Below are 22030 nucleotides of genomic sequence, written 5' to 3'. Positions count from 1 at the left end.
GTCTCACGCACGAGTTTACAAAAACGCCGTCGGCTGACCGCGCATGTGTTTGCCGGGAAGCTCGCAGTTCAGTTTGTCGTCGCGCGCCCCGCCCAAAGTCCCAGTGATAGCAGCACGAACTTGGGCGGGCAAATCGATCAACCCGGGCGTCGATACCCTGGCCTCGAACGCGCAGCTCCGGACAGCCGAAATATTTTCCGGGCTAGCACGACCTTTGTGACGGGCCGTGCAAAAAAATCGCCTGCCGATTTACTTTAATTCGACTTCCCTGCCCTCCCCCCCGTTGGGTACCGTCCTCAGCATCCGCGAATTGCAGCGTGGCGCTCCATGGCATTTTCACGCATCTACTAGGTCTGCCTGGAATGCGCGAGCGAGGACCGGATCAAAGGAGCGGCCCGAATTCATCCAAAAAACGGTCGCACAGCCAAGGGGAAGTCAGAATGGCCAATGTCGTCGCAACCACAATTTCCCGGCGTACCGCACTTGCGGGAGCCGGAGCTCTCAGCTTGGCTTCGCTAATCCATCCGCGTCCGTCCTGGTCCGCTGGCGGCTCGATTCTGAAAGTGCGTTCCAATGCCGATATACAGCTCCTGGACCCTGCGTTCTTGTTTGGGGACGCCGAAGAGAATATAATGGCTGTCATCTACGCAAGCCTGGTCCTGAGGACTTCGGGCGACAGCTGGGGATGGAAGCCGATGGCGGTGGAGAGAATCGAGCAGCTCGATCCACTGACAATTGCCTTCAAGCTTCGCGACAACATCGGGTTCACCGATGGCTACGGCCAGATGACGGCCGACGACGTCAAATTTTCGATCGAGCGCATAACTGATCCAAAGATGCAGACCCCCTCTGCTGGCGATTGGGCAAGCTTGAAGGAGGTCGAGGTCAAGGACAAGCTATCCGGCCTGATCCACCTCAAGGAAACCTCCGCGTCGTTGTGGGCCACGACGCTGCCTTCGACTTCGAGCACAATTTTGTCCAGGAAGGCAGTGACTGAGCTGGGCGGCAAGCTTGGAGTGAAACCAGTGGCCCAATCCGGCCCGTATCTCCTCAAGGAATGGACCCCAAAGCAACGGACCGTGCTGGTGCGCAACCCCGACTGGAAGAATGAGCCAGGTTTCTTCGAGGAAATCCACATTGATCCCATCGAAGACGAGAAGACGGCTGAACTTGGGTATGAGGCGGGTGACCTCGACTTTACCTGGATCTCTGCGTCCTCGATCAACCGGATGAAGAAGACGCCGCCCCCAAACTCGACGGTCGTGGAGAAGCCGGCGCTGGCCTACGTCTGGATCGGTATGAACAAGGACGTCGCACCTTTTGACAATCCCAAGCTGCGGCGCGCCGTCCAGTATGCCGTGGATCGCAAGACAGTGGTGGACGCCGCCTATTTCGGCGCGGCTGAGGCATCGACCGGCATCGTCCGGCCGGGCTTGCCAGGCCATCGCGAGGTGAACATCTACAACTACGACCCAGACAAGGCGCGCGAAATCATCGAAGCCGAGGGGCTGAATGGCGCGACCATCACGCTTGACATCCTCAACAAGGCCGAGAACCTGACGGCCGCGCAGGTCATCCAGGCGAACCTGCAGGATGTCGGCCTAAACCTGGAGATCAAGCAGAACGACAGCGGTACCTTTTTTACGCTCGGCTCGAAGACGGGCAACTATTGGAACAAGCTGCAGATGACGCTTACCCGGTTTACCACAAAGCCCGATCCCAGCTTTGCCACCGAATGGTTCACCCGCGATCAGATCGGGGTGTGGAATTGGGAGCGCTTCAGCAGCGAGGAGTATGACAAGCTCAATGCTCAGGGCGCGCAGGAACTAGATCCGGCCAAGCGCGACACCATCTACAAGAAAATGCAGGATCTGATGGAGGAGAGCGGCTGCTACATCTTCCTGACCCACGGGGTGGTCGGCATCGTTTACCGCAACACGATTGCGCCGGGGGTCCGGCCGGACGGCAACCCGAACTTCGTCGACTTCAAGCAGGCATGACGCCTGAGATGTTCCGCTACACCCTGAAGCGCTTGTGGCTCGGTGTCATCATCGTCAGTTTGGCGATGATGATGCTGTTCGCGATGATCTACCTGATTCCCGGAGACCCCGCCTCCGTTGCGCTCGGACCCAGGGCCACGCCGGCCATGGTTGAAGCGCTGCGCGCACGCATGGGGCTGGACCAGCCGATATGGATGCAGTTCGTGCATTTTTACGGATCGGCGCTGCGCGGGGATCTCGGCACCGAGGTGCTTTCGGGGCGTCCGGTGCTGACCGTGGTGATGGAACAGCTGCCTTTCACGCTGGCGCTTATCGGGGGTGGTATTTCATGGTCGGTCTTGCTCGGTATTCCGCTGGGCTGCATGGCTGCGGTCAAACGGGGCGGTTTCGTCGACCGCGTGGTAGGCGTTCTCTCGGTCGCGGTCATCGCGGTGCCGTCCTTCGTCGTCGCAATCTATTCTCTGCTGATTTTCGCCGTCGCGCTGGAGTGGCTGCCAGCCATCGGCGCCGGCGAGCCAGGCAACCTGAGCAGCCAGTTGGAGCACCTGATCCTGCCGTCTCTTGCGGTCGGCATCGGCTGGGTCGGCTATATCGCGCGTATGGTGCGGGCCTCCATGCTTGAAACCTTGGAGGCCAGCCATATCCGCACTGCCCGCGCCTTCGGATTGACCGATCGGCGAATCACCTATTCCTATGCGCTCCGGATAGCCATCCTGCCCACCGTCACAGTGCTTGGTATTGGCATTGGGCAGATGCTGTCGTCGGCGGTCTTCGCCGAGATCGTCTTTGCCCGTCCGGGCATTGGCAAGCTCGTCTACGAAGCGATCTCGGTCCGCAACTATCCGATCGTTACCGGCGCCTTGCTGGTGACGACCATTTTATTCGTTTTCATCAATGTGCTGGCCGATGTCGTGATCGGCGTGTTGGATTCCCGTGTTAGATCAAGCTTTAACTGATTTCCCCCCGCGCCGCCGCGAGCGGCTCGCCGCAACAAAGAACGCGTTGAAACGCATCTTACGCGACCCGTTGGGTGCGATAGGCCTCACCCTGGTTGTGCTGGCGGTGGTTTCCGCCGTCTTCGCGGGTGTCCTTACCAACTATGACCCCAACCGGATTTCACCGATGGTGCGATTCGCTCCGGCCAGCCTCCAACATCTGCTGGGGACTGATCATCTTGGCCGCGATCTGTTCGCCCGGATGCTTTTCGGCGGGCGAATCGCGCTGTCCGTCGCGGTCGGTGCCACCGCCGGGTCGTTGATCATGGGCATGGTGCTGGGCCTGATTGCCGGTTACGGTCCCCGTTGGCTGGACAACATCCTGCTGCTCATATTCGACGGAGCGAAGAGCTTTCCGACCGTCATGCTGGCGCTGACGCTGGTCACGCTTTCCGGTCCATCGCTGCTCGCCGTTGTCTTCGTGGTGGTGCTAGTCAGCGTACCGGGTTACGCCCGCATCATCCGCACCCAGACCTTGGTGATGCGCTCTGCCGAGCACGTGATTGCTGCCCGCTCGATGGGTGCGAGCACTGGCCGCATCCTACGGGTGCATATCCTGCCCAATATCGTCGGCCCGATCCTTATCCTGGCCTCGATGGACGTTCCCTCCGTGGTGGCCATCGAAGCCGGCTTAAGCTTCCTCGGCCTCGGGGTCAGGCCGCCCACCGCCAGCTGGGGCACTATCCTCAACGACGGCTTCAGCAACATCCGCGATTCCTATTGGATCCTGATCGCCGGTGGTCTGCCGATCGTGCTGACCACGCTGGGGTTCACTTTCCTCGGCGAAACGCTGCGCGACGTCTTCGATGTGCGGCTGAGGGAGCGCTCATGACGCTGCTCAGTGTCAAGGACCTGAGTGTCGCATTCCACACCGAGGGTGGCAGGCTGGAAGCGCTGAAACGGGTCAACCTCACCGTACCTGCCAACCGCATTGTCGGGGTGGTCGGGGAATCTGGCTGCGGGAAGTCGACGCTGATCAATGCCATCCTCGGCCTGCTCGCCGACAGTGGAGAGGTGACTTCGGGAGAGATCCTGTTCGAGGGCGACAAGGATTTGACGCGGCTTGGCTCCGACCAGATGCGCGCGTTGCGCGGGCAGAAGATAGCGACAGTGTTCCAAGACCCAATGGGAGCCCTGAATCCGGTACTCTCGGTGGGACGACAGATGCGCGATATCCAGTATCGTTCTGGGCTTTCACGCCAACAGAAGAACGAGCGGTCAATCGACATGCTGCGCAAGGTCCGCATTCCGGACCCCGAACGCAGACTCGTTCAATTCCCACACGAATTCTCCGGCGGGATGAAGCAACGCATCGCCATCGCCATGGCACTGATGATGGAGCCGGCGCTGCTGATCGCCGACGAGCCGACCACGGCGCTCGATGCGACACTGGAGGTGGCCACCATCGAGTTGCTCAAGGACCTGCAGCGCGACATTGGCTGCTCGGTGCTGTTCATCTCGCATCATCTGGGCGTGATCGCCGAACTTTGCAACGAGATGGTTGTGATGTATGCCGGCGAAGTGGTGGAGCGCGGCACGACGCACGAGATTTTTCACAACGCTCGCCATCCCTACACCCGCAAGCTGCTGGCCTGCGATCCTGCCCGTTTGTCGCGACGCGAACCGCGCTTGCCGACCATTGCGGGTACGCTGCCCGACCTTCGCAACCGACCGCAAGGATGTATTTTCCAGCCGCGCTGCGAATTGGCGGACGAGGTCTGCCGCATGGCACCTCCCGATGCCGCCTTTGAGGGCAGCCATGTCGCTCGGTGCTGGCATGCCGAGGCGACGATGGCCGGGGTTTCGCCATGAGCGCCGAACCCTTGCTCTCCGTCAGCGACGTGCGCGTCCGCTTCCCCTCCGGCAGCTCTTTAACCTCGTTGGCTGGAAAGCCCCGCGGGATCGAAGCCGTCTCAGGCGTCTCATTCACGCTGGGTCGAGGCGAGACTTTTGCGCTGGTGGGTGAATCGGGTTCCGGCAAGACGACGCTGGCGCGAACGCTGAACGGGCTCCAGGCGGTTGCCACGGGGTCGATCCGTTTTGACGGGCAGCACCTCGTTGGATTGAGCGAGGCGCAGATGAAGCCGGTGCGAGGGCGCATGCCGATGATGTTCCAGGACCCTGTGGGCTCCCTTTCGCCTCGGCTCAGCGTGCGCTTGCTGCTGGCTGAGCCTTTCGTGATCCATGGCCTCTCGAAGCGCGACCTGAATGCTGAAGTTGCACGGCTTCTGGCGCTCGTCGGCTTGCCGCGCGACTTGGCCGACCGCTATCCGCATCAGCTTTCAGGTGGGCAGGCCCGGCGCGTTGGTGTGGCGCGCGCCATCGCGCTCGATCCGGTTCTGGTGTTGGCCGATGAACCGACTGCCGGGCTCGACGTGTCGGTCCAGGGAGAAGTGCTCAACCTGCTGAACGATCTGCGCGATCGTATGGGCCTGTCGATACTCATCATCACGCACAATCTTCATGTCGTACGCCAGATCGCAGACCGCATGGCGGTCATGTATCTCGGCCGTTTCGTCGAGCAGGGAGAGACCGGAGCGATGTTCAGGGCGCCGCATCATCCCTATACTGCAGCGCTTCTGTCAGCCAATCCGGAGCCAGATCCCGACAAGATCCACAATCGCATTGTGCTGCCGGCGGAGGTGCCTTCTCTGGTCGCGAGGCCTTCCGGCTGCGAGTTCCACACGCGTTGCCCGTGTGCGCAGCCGCTTTGTGCGAGCGACGTGCCGCCGCCCGTGACCATCGGCGCCAGCCGGTTGACCTGCCATTTCCCGTTGAGCGTCGAAGCTCCAGCCGCAAGCGCGAGCGCATAGAAGGATCGCATCATGGACGATATCAGCGTTGTCACCGACTTCCCCCGAAAAGTGCGCGAGATTGAGAATGTCTGGATCCTGATGGCGGATGGGCCGGACGGCAGGGTCGTAATGCGGTCCATGGCTTCGCATGAGGGGCCGTTCTCGGCGACCGAATAGAATCATGTGCTTTTTGAAGCCAACGACCGTGCCAATTGGATCGAGACGCATGGAGCCATCGTCCCGCTGACTGTGACGGTGACCTGCCTCGACAATGGGTCAATGCGAACGAACGCTCGACGTTGCCGGGTTTCAGCACCGTGGTAATCATTGCGCCGCTTTACTCTTGGCTGCCACAAAACGCATCGTCGGCCGTTGCGCAGCTTCGCAGATCGCCTCCGCATCGGCGGCATCGTTCTTCTGCCTCTTCACGAAAGGCTTGACGTAGCCCGGAGCGATCAGCCGGACGCCTTCGTGATCTCCCGCGCCCAGTAATGGCTGCTGCCGCAGGCCTCCATGGCAACCGTGCAAGCCGGCTGCGCATCAAAGAATTTAAGCATCTGATCGCGGCGAAGCTTCTTTCTAAATAGGTAGCTCCCGATTATCTGCACCGTGCACCTGGAACACGTTCTTCGCTAGATCCAACCCGATCATGCTAACTTCCGACATCGACGCCTCCGTTCAAGTGATGATCAACGACACCACTTTGGCACAGCGATGCCGTCAGGGGGCGTCCACCCCATCAATCTCGGTTCGCACAAGGGCAAGGCCGTGCGCCGTGCATCCGCTCGGCCGGCGCCAGGCTGTTCTTGCTGCCCAAATACTCCCCCGACCTCAACCCTATTGAGAAATTCTTCGCCAAGCTTAAGCATTGGCTGGGCAACGCTGCCAAGCCAACGGTCGAGACCGTCTGTGACGCTATCGGCCAAATCCTCGGCACTGTCACTTCAACCGAATGCAGAAATTACTTCATCGAGGCCGGCTATGCGCCAACCTAATTCATCCCGCTCTAGCGGCGTGCGAGACTTCCGGCTCTCCGCGACGACCGCCAATCGCCGTGGCTAGCGTCGATTCAAAGGGCTCCTAAGCGCCCATAACCTCGACGGTTACGCCGTCCCAAATCCGAATATACATCAGTCGCTTGCCCTTGTTAGCTGTTCCGATCTGCCCATCGGCAAGGCGCCGTGACGCTCGGCATCTTGGCTTACCTGCTCGATATTGTCACATTGAGCCAAGGCCGTAGGTGCATCCGCCGGCTCCGGAGTGAGCCGAAGTACTGGATAAACTCCATCAAGAAGCCTGGGCCTCTCATGAAGGCAACGACAATCTCCGCATCAACCAAGCCGGTCACCGCACGCGCCATGCCTTTATCCCTGGGCCCTTTCGAACCGCCTCAAATCCGAAGACGTGTTGGAAGAACGAAACTGTTCTGTCGAGGTCTTTACGGTAAAGCTAAAATGATTGAGACTGAACTCGCCGTCGGGCATTGAACTGTCGGCCTCCGTGGGACCTCAAATTTAGATGTTCATCCAGCCCTTCACCTCGGGAGCAGGTGCTGGGGTACCGAGGTGTTCCGGTACAGATCATCGACGCTTTCCCGGCGTTTGATTATGTGCACGTCGCCGCCGCTGATCATGACCGTGGCCGGTCGGGGCACACTGTTGAACTGGGTTGACGCAGAGTCCGCGTACATTCCCGCATCAAGAATCGCCACTGGTTCGCCGGCCCTGAGCGCGGGAACGGCCCAATTGTCAGCCATACGTGAATCAATGCATGTCGAACCGACAATCTGCGCCAGCTCGGTGTAAGGCCTATCCATACCGGTCGCGGGCAGGAAATGATAGGCGCTACCAGATGTATCAATGCGCGGCAGATTGTTGGTGCTGAAGTCAACGTTCACCCACACCAATCCGCAGTCCCGTTTGATCTGCCCAACTCGGCCCAGCAGCGTCACAGCGTTGCCGACAATAAATCTCCCAGGCTCCATGCGTAGCTCTGGAATAGGCATGCGGTGCGATTTGAACGTGTCGAGAAGCGAGGCCACAACCGCTTCAGCAAAGTTTTCGACCGAAGAACTGTTCAGTTTGTGCATCCGCGATTCCGGGTCGCGGTCTCGAGGCCAGCCACCGCCGATGTCGATAAGTTCTGGGACGTAGCCCGTGGCTTCACGGATCCGGATGATCGTTTCTGCAAAGTCGCGTGTGCACGCTGCGAATAGCTCGGGGTTCTGCGTAAATCTGGGAGTGTGAAGACTGAACCCGCGCAGCCGGAGGTTCCGGCAGTTTAGGATTTGGGGAACCAGATCAAGGGCGGAGTCGACCGAAAATCCCCACTTTTCCCGCAGCAGGAACTTACTGACGTCGCCGGCCAAGCCTAAGTAATCACTTGGCGAACCTGCTAGGCTTTCCGGAGCGCTCTTGATGCGCAGGGCGACGGAGCCGACCTTTCCAAGGTCCGCGCATATCGCATCCAGCATGCGGATCTCATCCACCGCATCGATGTTGACGTTGACGCCCTTCTGAATGGCGGCGCCTAGTTCGGCTTCCGTCTTGTTGCTGCCGTTCATGGCGATCCGCTCGGGATCGGCACCGCCCACGAACGTGGAGTGCAGTTCGCCCAGGCCGAAGCAGTCGCCGCCACCGCCCTCCTGATGGATGACTGCCCGGATCGCCGGATTGTTGTTCGATTTGATGGCGTACATGACTAGGACCTTGTTCGGCCACAGCCTTTCAAAGACGCCCTTAATCCTGCGAAAGTTTTGGCGCAGCGTTTCCTCGCTCACCACGTAGAGCGGCGAGCCGAATTCTGAGAGCAGATCCTCGGCCTTGTAACCATCGAAGATCAGGTCGCCGTCCTGCGATACCTCGATCTTGTCAGTGAGTGTGAGCACGTTGGCCACATGCTCGCGGGGGTTAGACCCGTAAAATTCTCGTCCTGCAGGGATTTCAATCATCGTTAACCCGTTGGATCTGCTGCCGTCATTTTACTGTTCGACACGAGCGAATTGTCCTCCCAGGCTGCAAGCGCGGCAATTGCTTTGTTTGGCAGGATATGTTGACTATAAGTGACCAATTGGGTCGAGATAACCGGGATTAGGATAAATTTTCGAGAGATGAGCCACCGGTTGCCACCGCTCATCGCGCTTCGCGCGTTTGAGGCCGTTGCACGGACCGGCAGTGTCCGCGCAGCAGGAGACGAGCTTTCGGTTAGCCACACGGCCGTCTCGCGCCACATCCACAACCTTCAGAACCGTCTCGGCGTGGCGTTCTTCGAGCGTGAAGGTAGGGGCTTGGCGCTTACCGGGTCGGGTGAACGTTACTATCAGAAGATATCTCGGGCGTTTGAAGCGATCACAATCGCCACGTCCGAGTTGAAGCCCCATCTGCCAACCCAGCTGGATATCTGGTGTACGCCGGGCATCGCATCAATCAGGCTGCTTCCTCGGCTGCCAAGTCTTGAGAATTACCTGCCACAGTGTGATGTCACCCTCCGCCCGACACGGCAGCGTCCCGATCTGACGGCGAACGAGGCTGATGCGGAGATCGTGTTCCTGTTCGATGGCGAGGAGCGTCAGGGATGCCATGTGGAGGTGCTTGATCGTCCTCGCATGTTTCCCGTGGTGAGCCCCGCCTTCCTGGACCGCCACGGGCCGGTGTCGTCCGTTCATGAACTTCTAAAACTGCCGCTCATACACGAAGAGTCGACTGGCCAGTGGGAACGGTGGTTTAGCCATCTTGGAGGTACAGGAGCGCTGGCTTTATCCGGCCCCAAGTTATGGAACGGTCAGCAGACGATCGAGTCAGCGCGGCTTGGACAGGGCGTTGCGATGACAGGAAGCATTCTTGTCGGCCGGCATATCGAAACAGGTGAACTCGTCGAGGTTTTGTCGACGAATGTCCACTTGGGTTCATACTGCCTCGTGACAACCAAATCGCGATCTGTGACAGCTCCGATCTTGGCCTTGCGACGGTGGATAGCTGATGTCCTTGCATGATGTGCCACCCGCAAAATCCATGTGTCCGCTAGCAACAGTATCGTTGCTGCCAGACTGGGAGGACTTGGGATGGACAGAAGAAAGCCCGGCCGCGCCTCGCATCCCAGTTGAGGGCCGCCATCTCCAGCAGAGGACAGCACCCGGAGATCACGACGTAGGGAACGGTCAGCATGGTATGCGCCAGCAGGAATCCGAGGAACTTCCCCGTCAGGCCGCTACCGCCGTGGTGGCCCTGTTTGGTGAGCTTGCCCTGCCGGATCCTGCTGGATCAGCCAGCGACACCCGCATCAGGCTGCAACTGGCCGCCCGAGACGCGCAACCGCGACGACGCCGGGCGCGGCATCCGCGGCTAGTACCTCTCAGGTAAAGCACTGACGGTATTTTTCCCTCAGCAATGTCTTTTGGACTTTCCCCAAAGCGTTTCTTGGGAGCCTATCCTCGATGAAGTAGCGCTTCGGCTGCTTGTACTTCGCGACTTTTCCCTTGAGGAGCGGCATCAATGAATCGGCTGCCGTTATCTTTTTCGGGTCGACGACCACGGCCGCGACGACAGCCTCCCCGAAGTCGGGGTGCGGGACGCCTACGACCGCGGATTCTACGACACCATCCAATTCGTCGACCAGCAGTTCGATTTCCTTCGGATACACGTTATAGCCACCGGAGATGATCAGGTCCTTAGCGCGGCCGACGAGGGTAATGTATCCATCCGCGTCGATCCTGGCCAAGTCGCCGGTCATGAAGTACCCATCAGCGCGAAACTCGCTCGCGGTTTTCTCCGGCATTCTCCAGTACCCCTTGAATACATTAGGGCCGGCTACTTCCAAGGCTCCGATCTCGCCCGGTGGAACCTCCTTGCCCGTCTCGGCGTCACAAATGCGGACAGAAATGCCAGGCAGTGGACGTCCGACCGTTCCCGCCTTGCGGAACCCGTCGTACGGATTCGACGTTATCATTGTCGTCTCGGTCATTCCGTACCGTTCGAGGATTTTGTGGCCTGTGCGGCGCTCGAACGCGAGATGCGTCTCGGCAAGTAAGGACGCGCTGCCGGACACGAACAGACGCACATCTCCCACTATTTCCGGGGTTAGGCGTTCGTCGGCCAACAACCTGGTGTAGAAGGTAGGGATAGCCATAAAGGACGTCGCCGCCGGGAGGTCCCGGATGACATGGTCGACGATGAACCGCGGATGGAATATCATCGAACCGCCAGCGAGCGCGACCGTGTTGTTGGCCACGAAAAGTCCGTGGGCATGGAATATGGGCAGCGCATGCAGCAGCACGTCATCTTCGGTAAAAGCCCAGGCCTCCTTGAGCGTTGCTGCATTGGAAAGAAGGTTTCCGTGCGTCAGCATTGCACCCTTCGAACGCCCGGTCGTACCCGATGTGTAAAGGATCGCAGCGGCGTCCCCCTGTTCCCGATTTGCGGGAACAAAGGCGTTGGCCTGTCCCCGCGCTGTGTCCCCCAAGCTACCTGATCCATCACTTCCCAATGTTGCGACGGAAGCACCGGCCTTTTTGGCGATCAAACGCACATCGTGCGCCGATGCTGGCGTACACACGACCAGCGACGGTTCGGCATCCTGTACGAAATACTCGATCTCGCCCACCGTATACTCAGTATTCAAGGGCGAGTAGACCGCCCCCACGCCGACCGTGGCAAAGTACAGGGCGAGCGCGTGCGGTGACTTTTCGACTTGGACCGTGACCCGGTCACCCGGCTGCACGCCATGCGCGACCAGTGCATGAGCGTAACGCGAAACCTGTTCGTAAAAGCTGCGGTACGAGATCGAGTCATCGCCTGGCAGACGCAGGAACTGCGCTGCCGACTCGTGGCGCATGCCGAGCAACGCGTCAAAAAGCACGTTCACCATCGCTTTGCTCCAAATCGTCAGGTATAGGTGGCTTCGTCGTAGGCAGCGGACTTGCCGCTGGCTTTGACGAGCCCAACGCACGCACGCAGGTCTTCCAGATACTGGTCGACGCTTTGTTCATGGATCGGATTGATCGGAAATGAAATCGCGACCGGGTCCGCAACCACGCCAACGAACCACCCCCGCTTCCTCATCTCCTCGGCAACGGCGTTGATATCGATGGCCGGGTCCAACGAGTCGTAAAGTAGAATGATGAGATCGGAGGGCTGGTAGACTCTGAGGCCGTCAATCGCCGAGATCCCCGCAACCAGCTTCTCCTTGATTGACAGCATGACGCGCGCAGCGTCGAGGTAGCCTTCCTCGCCGAGGAAATTAATGGCTGCGAACGACCCGGCGAGCGGACCTGCGGGTCGCGACCCAAGGAAAGTGTAGGTCTGATACAGGCCACGTGGCCAATCGCGGAACGTGAACTTCGCAAACTCCTTGTGCTCGGGGGTGCGGTAGAGCAGCACCGACGAACCTTTCGGCGCATAGCCGTACTTGTGAAGGTCCGCGGACAGGCTCGTCAGCTGCGGAACTGTAAAGTCGAAGACGGGGATGGCGTATCCGAGCCGTTTCACAAAGGGAGCGACGAAACCGCCGAGGCACGCATCGACGTGAAACCAGAGTTTGTGGGCCCTCGCCAGCTCACCAATGGATTCGATGTCGTCAAAATTGCCGTGCGCGTAAGCCGGCGCCGAACCGATGATCATAATGGTGTTGTCATCGATGGCGGCGCGGAGCCCCTCGATGTCGGCGCGATAATCCCTGCCGAGCGGTACACGTCTGCTTTCAAGCCCCATGTAGTAGATTGCCTTGCCGAATGCGGCGTGCGCCGACACCGGCATGACTAAATTCGGCTTCGTCACACCCGGCTTGTTCCGCTTGGCCCACTCGCGTGCCGACTTGACGGCGAGGAAGATACTCTCGGTACCCCCCGAGGTGAAGATACCAGCCCCGGTGTCGTCATGGCCGAACAGACGGAGGCAGAAACCGACAATCGACTGCTCCAGTTTCGTTACGCTCTTGAAAGCGTTCCTTCCGAGTGCGTTCTCACCGAAATACAGCTGGTAGGCCTCGCGGATCACGTAATCGAGGTCATCGCCCATCTTATAGGTGTAGCCGGGTACCTTGCCGCCGTCCCAGTCGCAGTCTTCAGCCTTCATGGCCTCAAGTTGTGCTTTGATGTCAGCCCACTTCTCTCGGGCTACAGGGTTGCTGAGAGGGGAAAGTGCTTCCATGTGCGTTGTCTTTCCATGCAGATCGCGATCCCGGTCGAGAAAGGTAGCGGCTGTCACCTTCGCTGCAATTCAGCGAGGCGACCCACCAACTCGCTTCCTGGCGTAAGGGAGTTTTTTGCCGACCACCATCGGGAATCGCTATGGTTTGAAACAGATTTTTATGCGGAAGGAATACGTTTCGCTCAGTCGCCTTCTAGGCCAGGAGCGGGAGCGTGCATACCAAAACGCGCCGGCCGAGACGATCACGGTCTCTACAAGGCCGAGGTCATTCACCGGCGGGCCCCATAGCTTCGAGGCGGTCGAATTCCCCACCCTAAAATGCTGGATTTGATTACATAATTGCCGGCTGCTGGAGTCATCGGCAACATCCCGCCGGCCGAAGCCAAGGCACGCTCCTAGGCATGCTGGAGGAGCCCCCATGGCGGCGTGACTCAGATTGAACGGCCTCTGACAATCCCGGCGCGATTCAGATTCCGGGGGTCCCGGGGCCGACGGTTTGCTTTACCCGGGAGCCGGCTGCGCCACCGCGAACTCGCCGCACGCTTTGTCGATAAGGTGCTCAGCCATTATCCTTGAAGGTAACCGGCATCCAGGTTGACGGAGGCGCCGAGTTCATGGCCAGCTCGAACAAGCATGCCGCAACAAGGGCATCGACCTCTTCGTCCTGCCGCCAAAGCGGCCACAATTGAACGGGGCCATCGAATGCAAACGGCGCATGGCGATACGAGTTCTAAGCTGTCTACGACCCGCCCCACCAGATCGACAGGCTGCAGCCATTCGTCAACGCCTTCGCCCACCGCTACAACCATCAAAGATCGCACAACGCACTCGACGGACAACCCCGGCGAGTATCTCTCAAATCTCAGCAGCGGAACCCTGCATATGTCTCATATGTTCGAACCCGAGCATCCTATTGACACGAAAGGCCAAGCATCCCTATCGTAATGACGCATATAGTGGAAACGTCATTGAGCGTACTTAACCAGATCGTCCAAGCGAAAGAATTCGAAGATGTGCCACCTCCAGCCGAGGTGGCTGGTCTTGCGTGGCGCTGGATTCCCCCGGCAAGATATGCAGACGGGTACGAAGACGCCTTTCTGGGCGAGGCCGGGGTCGTCCTAACAACAAAGCGCTTTAGAATGCGCGAAAAGTGCCGTGAAAGACATCGCGGAATCGGTCGCGTTGTATTTCTTTACCATTTGGACGGGCAGCGGACAGTCTTTACGTCCACGGGCGACGAACATCACCTACAGAGACCCATGTTCGTCGCCTACTTCCAACCTAAGGGAGTTGACATAATAAGCCAGTGGAACCTTGGCCAGTCCGAGACGGCCGTGTGTCTGGGCTTCGATCCGTGCGCCCTTCCACGCATAATGGCGGATTCTTCTGATCAGCTGTCAGTTCTGAAGAATTTGCTGGATCACCCCGGCGACGAGTTCCGTTGGGTCGAGCTAGCCCTCTCTTCGGAAATGGAGAGAGTTGCGAGATCAATTGTGTTCGCGCAGATCGGTCAGCGCTTCGTGCATCACTTTAATTCCGCAAAGTCCGACGAGCTACTTTGTGTGACCTTAGACAATATCGTATTGCGTAATCATGCAAAATTCGATTTCGCGCTTTCCATGGGTGACCGGCTGGATCGCATCAAAAACCTTCTCGATTGCGACCTTCATAGCAAAATTTCTATTCGAAAAATTGCGGAAGAATACAGCATATCGCATAGGCGCCTTAACAATGATTTTGAGGAACGGTATAGCATAAATATCCAAGATTATCGCACTATGGTACGCCTCTCGAAATCGGTACAGCTTCTCGTTTCAACCAAGAAGCCATTAAAGATTATCGCGCATGAAGTCGGCTACGATCATGCCTCGAATTTCTGCATAGCATTTAAGAAGCACTATGGGCACACGCCCAAAGATGTTCGACGGGATCGCTTCCTGGACGATGGCGAGGACTGATTTTCACCCTTAGCACAGTAAGACTAGGTTGCGTGGACACTTATCTGATCCACAGGATTTGCTGCGATGGTGACGATTGCAAGGTAGTTTCGGCCTGTCTTCTCGAGTCGCGACGCGACGCGTCTGAACTGCTTGAGCCTGGGAAAGCAGCATTCGATCAGGTGGCCCAACAACTCGTCGCGGGCGTGCAAATACCGATCGACAAGCACCTATATGCCCAGCGATTAACAAGCATCCCAGGCGTCGGACCGATCATCGCCGCGACAATCCGAGCCACCATTCAGGATCGCTCAGCATTCAAAACGGCCGGCGATCTTGCCGCCTGGATCAGAATTACTCCGCGAGCCAACTCCAGCGGCGGCAAGGAGCGGCTCGGCCGAATATCAAAGCAAGGGAATTAAGCGTTGCGCACCCTGCTGATCGTCGGCGCGACATCGATCCTGAAGCAAGCCCGCAGAAAGCTGTCCTGGTGGATCGTCTCTTCCTGGTCCCAAATTCAGGGTCCACTTCACGCTTGCTGGTCCCGCATACCGCCAGTGGAAAGGCGATGTTACCGGCCACGGTCGCAGGATTGAGAGAAACTCGCCTTCCGCAACCGTGAGCTTGATATGCGCGACGGCGCGTACCGCCTCGAAATGCTTGTTAAGCCACGAAACCGGCGTTGTCACGTTGCTTAAAATGTAACCGCGTGAGGCCGACACCGCGCTTTTCAGGCAGGCCGTGCACTCACGGCTTCCCGCATGGCCATGGCTCGGCGTCGATGGGTGCTGCCACATTGATTGAGCGGTAAGGAAATTGAGGTACCAGCCCGCCCATGACCGTGAGTGCACCGACCTACACGAACCACCGCTATCCGGTCGAAATCGTGGCCCTGCTGTCTGGGTGTAAGCGGTGCGCCAAGGCACCTTTCCCGAAATCGCCTTGATGATTAGTCTCTCGTTCGTCGGCGCGCCGGCGCCGATCACTCCGAGTCATAATGGGTGACGTAGTGGAGTTCGCGCAGAGCGGGGATGACGAGGGCGATGTCTTTGTACGCCTCGTGCTCGATGAAGTGCGCGGTCTCGGGTCCTGGCTTGGGCTTGCCGAGGACGGGCCTCCCCTTTTTGTCGACGCAGTAGATCAGGATCGGCAGCAGCAGGCCGTGATGGGGGTTGTTGAGGTCGAGTAGCCGTTTCCATTTTTGATGTTGAGATTCATGGCCGCGTAGAACCCCTGGCACCACGGCCGGGCGTCGATGCCGCCCCTGGGCTTGGTGGCGAATCGGGGCGCATAATCCTGCGGTCTGTCGAAGAGCGTCTCGTTGATCCGGTTGTGGATCCTGGCGACGCTGGCAAACACGGCCCGATCTGTTGCAGAGCCTTTGGCCAAGACGTCGCGCGGCAACCCCATGAGCGGGCACATCCAGTCTTGCGGGTCCGGAACCGCGGCCCGGTGACCGCTGCCGTTACGAAGCCATCCAGCGCCGACATGGTCCGCACCAGCGGGCGACGGTTGATCTTGACGGCCATCCAGGCCTCGAGCGCCTCGTCCGACAGCGCCATGTCATCGATCGCGCTCATGCCGCCAAGGAGAGCTGCATCGCTTGGCGGCGCACCCAATTCCACGGCATCAGTTCGTCCCAGCGCGAGGCTGGCCAGTCGTTCTGGATGCGCTCGGTGACATCGGCCATGTAGGCTTCGGCATCGACGCCGCAGAGCTTGCAGGTCTCAACGATGCTGAGCACGACCGCTGACCGCTCGGCCGCGGCGAAGCTGCCCGAGAAAAGCCAATTGCGCCTGCCGACCGTAAATCCGCGAATGGCGCGCTCCGCGATGAGGTGTCGGGCTCGAGCTGGCCATCATAGAGGAAGCGATTGAACGCGCGCCATCGCCTGGTGCCATAGGCGAAGGCCTTCGCGATATCGGCATGGCGCGACAAACCCTTGCCCTGGCGCATGAGCTGTCGTCGCAGCGCGCGGACCAGTGGTCGGGTCTTCGTCGTGCGGCCAATCGCTCGGCGGGCGGCAGCCCCCGTATCTCTTCCTCGATCCAGTAGATCGCCTGGATACCGGCCATCGCCGTCGTGCTGAGCTCGGTCGGCTGGCTGTCGTGAACGTCGAATATCTTGCGACGCAGATGGGCCAGGCAAGATCGCGCCAGTGTGCGGGTCGAGCGCGAGCACCTGCTGCACCATCCGCGCCAGGCTGTTGATCCCGCGGCGCATATCGGTCTCACCGCAGCAAAGGTAAATCCGGTCGGTCGGCACCACCGTGATCACCTGGTCAAGTCCGCCAAGACGATACGCAGCGCTGTCGGATCGACGGTCCCGTCGATCCGCAATAGCGCGCCGTTCGGAAAGGCCACGACGATCCTGCCGGCCGGGTCCGGGCAATCAGCGACGGGACGCTCGACCTCGGGCAGATCGTTCACTTCGATCCGCACGAAAGTTGCCACCGCCCGATCGGCCTCGAGCTCGCCGCCGCCATCTGCTTGCGCCAGGCATAGAGCTGTGACGGAGCTACACCGAACGCCTCCGCGACCTCGGTCACCGACGACCCCGCCGCGCTCGCCAGATCGACCAACGCGCGCTTCTCCGTGCAACTCCACAGCCTTCGTGTCGGTAGCTTTTCAAGTTGTCCGGTTTTGGTAGCACATCACATGTCCGCTTCTATTTCTGTTGTCCGGTGGGCCGCTGCGGTCAGGCGCGTCAGCGGCTGTCCACAGGGTCCATTGGATGGAGCGGCGTCGAAGCGGTTCACGCTGCGCTCCTGAGCTGGGGTAGAGCTTGTGGGGCGCCGTCGGCCTATTAGCGGGCGATGGCGCGCGGCCCGTGGAAGACGGCGAGCGCGCCGTCCGGATACTGGCGCACTTTCACCCGCGCTTTCACATAGTGATGACGCAAGGGGCTTTCAGGCAGTTGCAGGACGAGCCGGTCCCAGGAAACCGTGTTGTCGCGGGCGACGACACGTTCCTCTTCGACGCACAGGATCTCGGCCAGCAGCGCCGGGTCGACGGCCACGAAGGCGCTTTCGGCGATCTCGGCCGGCTTTGCGAAACGGGCGTTGTGGGCTGGCACATAGACCTCGGCCAGAAAGCGGTTGGCCGTGTCGACGTCGCCAATCCCGGCCAGCTTCAACTCCTTGGGCAGACGATCCTGCAGCATGGCGAACATGCGCTCCGAGCGGCCGCGCGCTTCGGACGAATAGGCAGGGATATGCTCGATGTCAAGGCGTTCCAAGGCCCGGCCGACCTGGGTCAGCCGGGCCTTGTCCACCTTCTCGCCGGCCTTGAGCGTCACGAAATAGTGGCTGCCGCGATCCGTGTAGAGGCTCGACGGCAATCCTTTGGCCGCAAAGGCTCCATCAGTCCCAGCAGGCTCGACGCCGTGCCTTCTTCCTCGACCAGGACGGCCGAGTAGGTCGTGCTTGTCGCATGATCCATCGTCACGATCAGGTCGAGCGGCGGTTGGCCTTCCACCCAGGCATGCCGGCTGCCGTCCTGGTGCAGCATCATCCCCTCGCAAGGCTTCCACGGCCGCTTGCGCCGATGCGCCCCGCGACGCTTCGCCCGATCAACAAGCCCGCCGCGTGCAGCTGCGTCTTGATGAAGGTATAGCCCCAGCTGAAATGGTGATCGCGCAGCAGGTGCTCGTGAAAATGCTTCACGTTCCAGCCAGCGGTGACGATAAAGCATCAGCATTTCCTCGATCGCCTCCGCCGGAACCCGGCGCGTCGAAATCTTGCCCAATCGCCGATCAAGCAAACCAGCTTCCCCAGCCTCTTCGTAACGGTCCCGGTAGCGCCGGAACTGCCTTTCCGACATGCCGAGCAACTCGCCAGCTTCCATCATCGAAAGGTCACCGCCTTCCAGCGGCGCAAAACACCAACAAACTTCTGCATTCTCCGGTCCTGTAGCCATGCTGCCCGCTTCATCCCCAGCCTCCGTTCGCTGGTGATCAAACCGGACAACTCATCTGCTACCTAATCCGGACAACTCATGTGCTTACGACACAACCCCACAGCCTTCGTTGCCGCACGCGCCCGGGCGTTGTAAGATGTTCGGCCGCCGCGGCGCCGCTTAACTCGGCGACCATATCGCCCGTTGCATGTTCCAAGTCATGGGGCGAAAACTCCATGTTCATCGGTCTCTTGCAAGGTGCCTTGGCGCACCGCTTACGTCTGGCTCTACTTCCGCTTCAATCTGAGCCTGCGCGATGTCGAGGAAATGCTGCTCGATCGCGGGATTGTCGTTTCCTACGAGACCATCCGCCGATGGTGCCGAAAGCAGGGTCCTGATTATGCGCGCCGCATACGCCGCAATGCGCCGACGAAAGACGATGTCGGCACCTCGATGAAGTCGTGGTGCGCATCAACGGTCAAAAATGNGCGTCTGGACGTCGCCGCAATGCGCCGACGAAAGACGATGTCGGCACCTCGATGAAGTCGTGGTGCGCATCAACGGTCAAAAATGCTGGTTGTGGAGAGCGGTTGATCAGGACGGATATGTGCTCGACGAGATCGTCCAGACGCGCCGCACACCAAGGCCGCCAGGCGCTTGCTGACGCGACTTCTGAAGAAGCAGGATCTGCCGCCAAAGCGTATGATCATCGACAAATTGCGCTCCCATGGGGCGGCCAAACGCCAGGTCATGCCGAACGTGGAACACCGCTCGCATAAAGGCTTGAACAACCAGGCGGAGAATTCTCACCTGCCGTTCCGAAAACGGGAACGAACGCGACAGGGCTTCCGGTCGGTCGGCTCATTGCAGCATTTCGTGTCGATCTTCTCCGTTCGAAATCTCTTCGCTCCATCCCAGACCAACCGCTCCGCAGCACAAATTCGAACCCATGGATGCCAAGCCATGGCCAGGTGGGAAGCCGTGAGTGCACGGCCTGCCTGAAAAGAAAAGCGCGCTGGCGGCATTGTGGGCAATGCAGTCGTAGCAGCCGCGGAAGGTCGGCACTCGCCGCGGTCCATAGCAAAAAGGCCGACGCTGAGGACTGAGCGTCGGCCGGACATCGGGAGGTGCCGTGGTCAGGGGTGTCGCTTGCCAAGATCGATCAGGATCTCGCGCGCGGCATTGTGTCCGGAGATACCCGATACCGACCCGCCAGGGTGCGTGGATGCACCACACTGATAAAGGCCTTTGATCGGTGAACGATAATCGGAGTAATGGATGGCCGGCCGCCGGAAGAAGCTCTGGTCTGCGGTCATGTCTCCGTGATTGATGTGCCCGCCAGGGATTATTGAGTACTTTTTCGATATCCTCCGGCAGGATGAACTGCGCTTCGATGATGCCGTCCGAGAAACCGGGAGCAAACCGGTCGAGCGTATCGAGCACGACCTTCTTGAACTTCTCGCGCTGTTCTTTCCAGGAGCCGTTCCTAAGCGTGTAGGGAGCGTGACCACCGTAGAGATGGACCACATGCTTGCCTTTCAGCGCCATCGAGGGGTCGAGGGATGTTGGCACGCTTACTGACATGTAAGGTTTGCTTGAGTACCAGCCGGCGACGGCGTCGTCGTAAGCTTCGTTAAGGTACTCGACGGTCGGGGCGATCTGGGAGAAGGGCGAGTATTCGAGACCTGTCTCAGCTGAATTGTAGGCGGTGAACTTGGGAGGGGCCTTCACATGCGATGTTCATCTTGAACGCCGTGCCCTGGGTCTTGTAATCGCGAATATCCTTGGCAAAACCCGACGGGAGTCGGCGCCCACAAGTCGCTCGAAAAGCACCTTCGCGTGGCAGTTACCCACGACGGTCGGCGCGGTGTACTCACGCCCGTTGGTGGTCACCACACGCGAGACGCGGTTATTGACGGTCTCGACCTTCTGCACCTCGCTGTTCACCTCGATGACGGCGTTACGGTACCGAGCGCATTGCGCCATGGCCTGCGTGATGGCACCCATGCCGCCGACTATGTGGCCCATCACGAGGTCCTTCTCCAAGGCTGCGGAATAGCCAAGGTCGCGAGGTTTTGGTACAACGAGACCCATGCTGACCCAACCGTCTTGGGGGCCATGAGGCCGCCGCCAATTGTGCCACACAGTGCCGCCTTAAGCTCGGTGCTTTCGAACCATCGGCTGGTGAATTCCTCGCTGCTTTGGGTGAACATTTCAATGAGTTTGTAGCGCTGTCGCCGGCGCGACCGTTCCGCCAGAGGAACGCCGCATTCTTCTTAAGCGACTTCCAGTCCGTCTTGACGAGATCGATTGGAGCCTCGAGGCGGAGTGTCTGAATCAGATCGGTCACATCATCCAGGTACCTGATGTATTCAGGATATTTTCGGGCGTCCTTTTTCCGAAAACTGCGCGATGTTCCTCTGCGCGCGCTCAACGTCGTATCCCAGCATGAGCGAACGACCGTTTCCATGGGACGAGGGTGTCGATGTCGCTGTTCAGCGAGCGGAGACCGTACTTTTGAACTCAAGGTCCCGCACGACCTTCGGATGCAGCACCACGGCCAGATGCGAGTAAATTGAGGCGGTGAACCGGGAGCAATTTCACCTGTGATAGCGGCGCCCCGACCTTGTGACGCCTCTCAGGGATCAACCTTGAGACCGGCCTTGCCGAGATAGGCGCCGCATGTGAGCCCATTATGGCCGCCGCCGATGGTGATAGCGTCGAACCGGTTATGCATGGCAAATTCCCCTTCGTATAGACCGCCGGTCACCGGAAACGTTCTGATGGGCATGGTCGCGATACGGAAGGTTAGAGGCTTGGCCGACTGCAAAGCAACGCCGGCGAATTATGAGCGGGGCCAAACATTATGACCACTTGATGGGGTGCACCGCTTGGCTCAGCAGAGTGCGTCGGCCACATTTCAAGGCTCCTCCCGCGAAGCTCCATCATGTGGCGACCGATGTCGACCGCGAAGATGACCCTGCACCCGGGATACGCGCCTGAAAAACTATAAGGGTGCTTGACTCAACGATCGCGATTAGACACCCCCACATCATGCGGCGGCCCGGTGCCGACCGCCAAGAGAAGCGCATCGCCCGGAAAACGACAAGAAACGCTGGACTTCACCGACCCCAATCAGAGGAGCCTGCTAGTGGATGGAATCTAACATTTGGTGCCCGCGTTTGACGCGGCGATGATCTTGTCTGGATCGGCGGTCCAAGTGAAGGGTTTGGGTTGCTGGTTGTGCTCTGCAACGAAGCGGTTG

General features: G+C 59.5%; 22 protein-coding genes and 7 pseudogenes. 13 read left to right on the top strand and 16 right to left on the bottom strand.

Going from position 1 to position 22030, the window contains the following annotated elements; translation table 11 throughout:
* The 7 genes from X735_RS1000000169505 to X735_RS1000000169150 form a co-directional block, all read left to right on the top strand.
* The coding region (locus tag X735_RS1000000169505) for a hypothetical protein (RefSeq protein ID WP_210164052.1) at positions 1–258 on the top strand (258 nt) is incomplete at its 5' end.
* Positions 259–440: 182 nt separating this feature from the next.
* Positions 441–2000, top strand: coding sequence for an ABC transporter substrate-binding protein (locus tag X735_RS136245; protein WP_032909619.1), 1560 nt, complete (start codon positions 441–443; stop codon positions 1998–2000).
* 8 nt (positions 2001–2008) lie between these two features.
* The gene (locus X735_RS136250; protein WP_031213995.1) at positions 2009–2956 is read left to right on the top strand and encodes an ABC transporter permease; all 948 of its coding nucleotides are present in this window, start codon (positions 2009–2011) and stop codon (positions 2954–2956) included.
* Entirely contained in the window at positions 2934–3827 is an 894-nt protein-coding gene (locus X735_RS136255; protein WP_245273322.1) for an ABC transporter permease, read from the top strand. The genes X735_RS136250 and X735_RS136255 overlap by 23 nt, the downstream gene beginning before the upstream one ends.
* On the top strand, positions 3824–4807 hold the full coding sequence (locus X735_RS136260; protein ID WP_023814374.1) for an ABC transporter ATP-binding protein: 984 nt from the start codon (positions 3824–3826) through the stop codon (positions 4805–4807). The genes X735_RS136255 and X735_RS136260 overlap by 4 nt, the downstream gene beginning before the upstream one ends.
* Positions 4804–5808, top strand: coding sequence for an ABC transporter ATP-binding protein (locus X735_RS01000000166570; protein ID WP_023814373.1), 1005 nt, complete (start codon positions 4804–4806; stop codon positions 5806–5808). The genes X735_RS136260 and X735_RS01000000166570 overlap by 4 nt, the downstream gene beginning before the upstream one ends.
* Positions 5809–5820: 12 nt before the next feature.
* Positions 5821–5967 carry a hypothetical protein gene (locus tag X735_RS1000000169150; RefSeq protein ID WP_023814372.1) on the top strand — a complete coding sequence of 49 codons (147 nt, stop codon included), beginning with the start codon at positions 5821–5823 and terminating at the stop codon, positions 5965–5967.
* A gap of 159 nt (positions 5968–6126) precedes the next feature.
* On the opposite strand, the pseudogene X735_RS1000000168440 reads toward X735_RS1000000169150, so the two are convergent.
* Positions 6127–6456, bottom strand: a pseudogene (locus X735_RS1000000168440) (transposase); the annotation flags it as partial.
* Between the two features lie 75 nt (positions 6457–6531).
* Here X735_RS1000000168440 and X735_RS1000000170145 point away from each other — a divergent pair.
* Positions 6532–6785, top strand: a pseudogene (locus X735_RS1000000170145) (transposase); the annotation flags it as partial.
* Between the two features lie 539 nt (positions 6786–7324).
* Here X735_RS1000000170145 and X735_RS136270 read toward each other — a convergent pair.
* Positions 7325–8740, bottom strand: a complete 1416-nt coding sequence (locus X735_RS136270) for a hypothetical protein (protein ID WP_081735026.1) — start codon at positions 8738–8740, stop codon at positions 7325–7327.
* A 159-nt stretch (positions 8741–8899) separates the two neighbouring features.
* On the opposite strand from X735_RS136270, the gene X735_RS136275 reads away from it, so the two are divergent.
* Entirely contained in the window at positions 8900–9781 is an 882-nt protein-coding gene (locus X735_RS136275) for a LysR family transcriptional regulator (RefSeq protein ID WP_031213991.1), read from the top strand.
* Positions 9782–9836: 55 nt separating this feature from the next.
* On the opposite strand, the pseudogene X735_RS1000000170140 reads toward X735_RS136275, so the two are convergent.
* From X735_RS1000000170140 to X735_RS136285, 3 genes and pseudogenes are all read right to left on the bottom strand, one after another.
* A pseudogene (locus X735_RS1000000170140) lies at positions 9837–9995 on the bottom strand (ABC transporter permease); the annotation flags it as partial.
* 145 nt (positions 9996–10140) lie between these two features.
* Positions 10141–11652, bottom strand: a complete 1512-nt coding sequence (locus X735_RS136280) for a malonyl-CoA synthase (RefSeq protein ID WP_023814365.1) — start codon at positions 11650–11652, stop codon at positions 10141–10143.
* Between the two features lie 17 nt (positions 11653–11669).
* Positions 11670–12932, bottom strand: a complete 1263-nt coding sequence (locus X735_RS136285; RefSeq protein ID WP_081735025.1) for an aminotransferase class V-fold PLP-dependent enzyme — start codon at positions 12930–12932, stop codon at positions 11670–11672.
* 968 nt (positions 12933–13900) lie between these two features.
* On the opposite strand from X735_RS136285, the gene X735_RS136290 reads away from it, so the two are divergent.
* On the top strand, positions 13901–14890 hold the full coding sequence (locus X735_RS136290) for an AraC family transcriptional regulator (protein ID WP_196815375.1): 990 nt from the start codon (positions 13901–13903) through the stop codon (positions 14888–14890).
* Between the two features lie 40 nt (positions 14891–14930).
* On the opposite strand, the pseudogene X735_RS1000000169470 reads toward X735_RS136290, so the two are convergent.
* Positions 14931–15093: pseudogene (locus X735_RS1000000169470) on the bottom strand (IS5/IS1182 family transposase); the annotation flags it as partial.
* A gap of 15 nt (positions 15094–15108) precedes the next feature.
* Between X735_RS1000000169470 and X735_RS1000000168430 the strand changes: the two are divergent.
* Positions 15109–15288 (top strand): annotated as a pseudogene (locus X735_RS1000000168430) (IS110 family transposase); the annotation flags it as partial.
* A gap of 563 nt (positions 15289–15851) precedes the next feature.
* On the opposite strand, the gene X735_RS1000000170135 reads toward X735_RS1000000168430, so the two are convergent.
* From X735_RS1000000170135 to X735_RS1000000169465, 3 genes are all read right to left on the bottom strand, one after another.
* Positions 15852–16112: a hypothetical protein gene (locus X735_RS1000000170135; protein WP_245273323.1), complete on the bottom strand. Its 261-nt coding sequence runs from the start codon at positions 16110–16112 to the stop codon at positions 15852–15854.
* Positions 16010–16279, bottom strand: coding sequence for a hypothetical protein (locus X735_RS1000000170130; RefSeq protein ID WP_245273321.1), 270 nt, complete (start codon positions 16277–16279; stop codon positions 16010–16012). The genes X735_RS1000000170135 and X735_RS1000000170130 overlap by 103 nt, the downstream gene beginning before the upstream one ends.
* 166 nt (positions 16280–16445) lie before the next feature.
* Positions 16446–16613: a transposase domain-containing protein gene (locus X735_RS1000000169465; protein WP_023814359.1), complete on the bottom strand. Its 168-nt coding sequence runs from the start codon at positions 16611–16613 to the stop codon at positions 16446–16448.
* A 182-nt stretch (positions 16614–16795) separates the two neighbouring features.
* On the opposite strand from X735_RS1000000169465, the gene X735_RS1000000170365 reads away from it, so the two are divergent.
* A complete protein-coding gene (locus X735_RS1000000170365; protein WP_280940296.1) occupies positions 16796–16924 on the top strand; it encodes a hypothetical protein in 129 nt (42 codons plus the stop codon).
* A 218-nt stretch (positions 16925–17142) separates the two neighbouring features.
* Here the strand turns inward: X735_RS1000000170365 and X735_RS1000000170125 are convergent, their stop codons facing one another.
* The 4 genes from X735_RS1000000170125 to X735_RS1000000168410 form a co-directional block, all read right to left on the bottom strand.
* Complete coding sequence (locus X735_RS1000000170125) at positions 17143–17310, bottom strand: hypothetical protein (RefSeq protein WP_245273320.1); 168 nt, start codon at positions 17308–17310, stop codon at positions 17143–17145.
* Positions 17295–17450, bottom strand: coding sequence for a transposase (locus X735_RS1000000170120; RefSeq protein ID WP_023814357.1), 156 nt, complete (start codon positions 17448–17450; stop codon positions 17295–17297). Before X735_RS1000000170120 ends, X735_RS1000000170125 begins: the two co-directional genes overlap by 16 nt.
* Positions 17451–17674: 224 nt before the next feature.
* Positions 17675–18208: a hypothetical protein gene (locus tag X735_RS1000000166975; RefSeq protein WP_155930643.1), complete on the bottom strand. Its 534-nt coding sequence runs from the start codon at positions 18206–18208 to the stop codon at positions 17675–17677.
* Positions 18163–18786, bottom strand: coding sequence for a helix-turn-helix domain-containing protein (locus X735_RS1000000168410; RefSeq protein ID WP_081735023.1), 624 nt, complete (start codon positions 18784–18786; stop codon positions 18163–18165). Before X735_RS1000000168410 ends, X735_RS1000000166975 begins: the two co-directional genes overlap by 46 nt.
* A gap of 237 nt (positions 18787–19023) precedes the next feature.
* Between X735_RS1000000168410 and X735_RS1000000166965 the strand changes: the two are divergent.
* A pseudogene (locus X735_RS1000000166965) lies at positions 19024–19767 on the top strand (IS6 family transposase).
* A 134-nt stretch (positions 19768–19901) separates the two neighbouring features.
* Here the strand turns inward: X735_RS1000000166965 and X735_RS1000000169140 are convergent.
* From X735_RS1000000169140 to X735_RS1000000169135, 3 genes and pseudogenes are all read right to left on the bottom strand, one after another.
* Entirely contained in the window at positions 19902–20081 is a 180-nt protein-coding gene (locus X735_RS1000000169140; protein ID WP_155930642.1) for a hypothetical protein, read from the bottom strand.
* A gap of 424 nt (positions 20082–20505) precedes the next feature.
* Complete coding sequence (locus X735_RS1000000166955) at positions 20506–20811, bottom strand: FAD-dependent oxidoreductase (protein WP_023814350.1); 306 nt, start codon at positions 20809–20811, stop codon at positions 20506–20508.
* A 1102-nt stretch (positions 20812–21913) separates the two neighbouring features.
* A pseudogene (locus X735_RS1000000169135) lies at positions 21914–22030 on the bottom strand (IS630 family transposase); the annotation flags it as partial.

Source organism: Mesorhizobium sp. L2C084A000, assembly GCF_000502875.1.
Taxonomy (GTDB): domain Bacteria; phylum Pseudomonadota; class Alphaproteobacteria; order Rhizobiales; family Rhizobiaceae; genus Mesorhizobium.
This window is presented reverse-complemented; position numbering and strand designations above follow the sequence as displayed.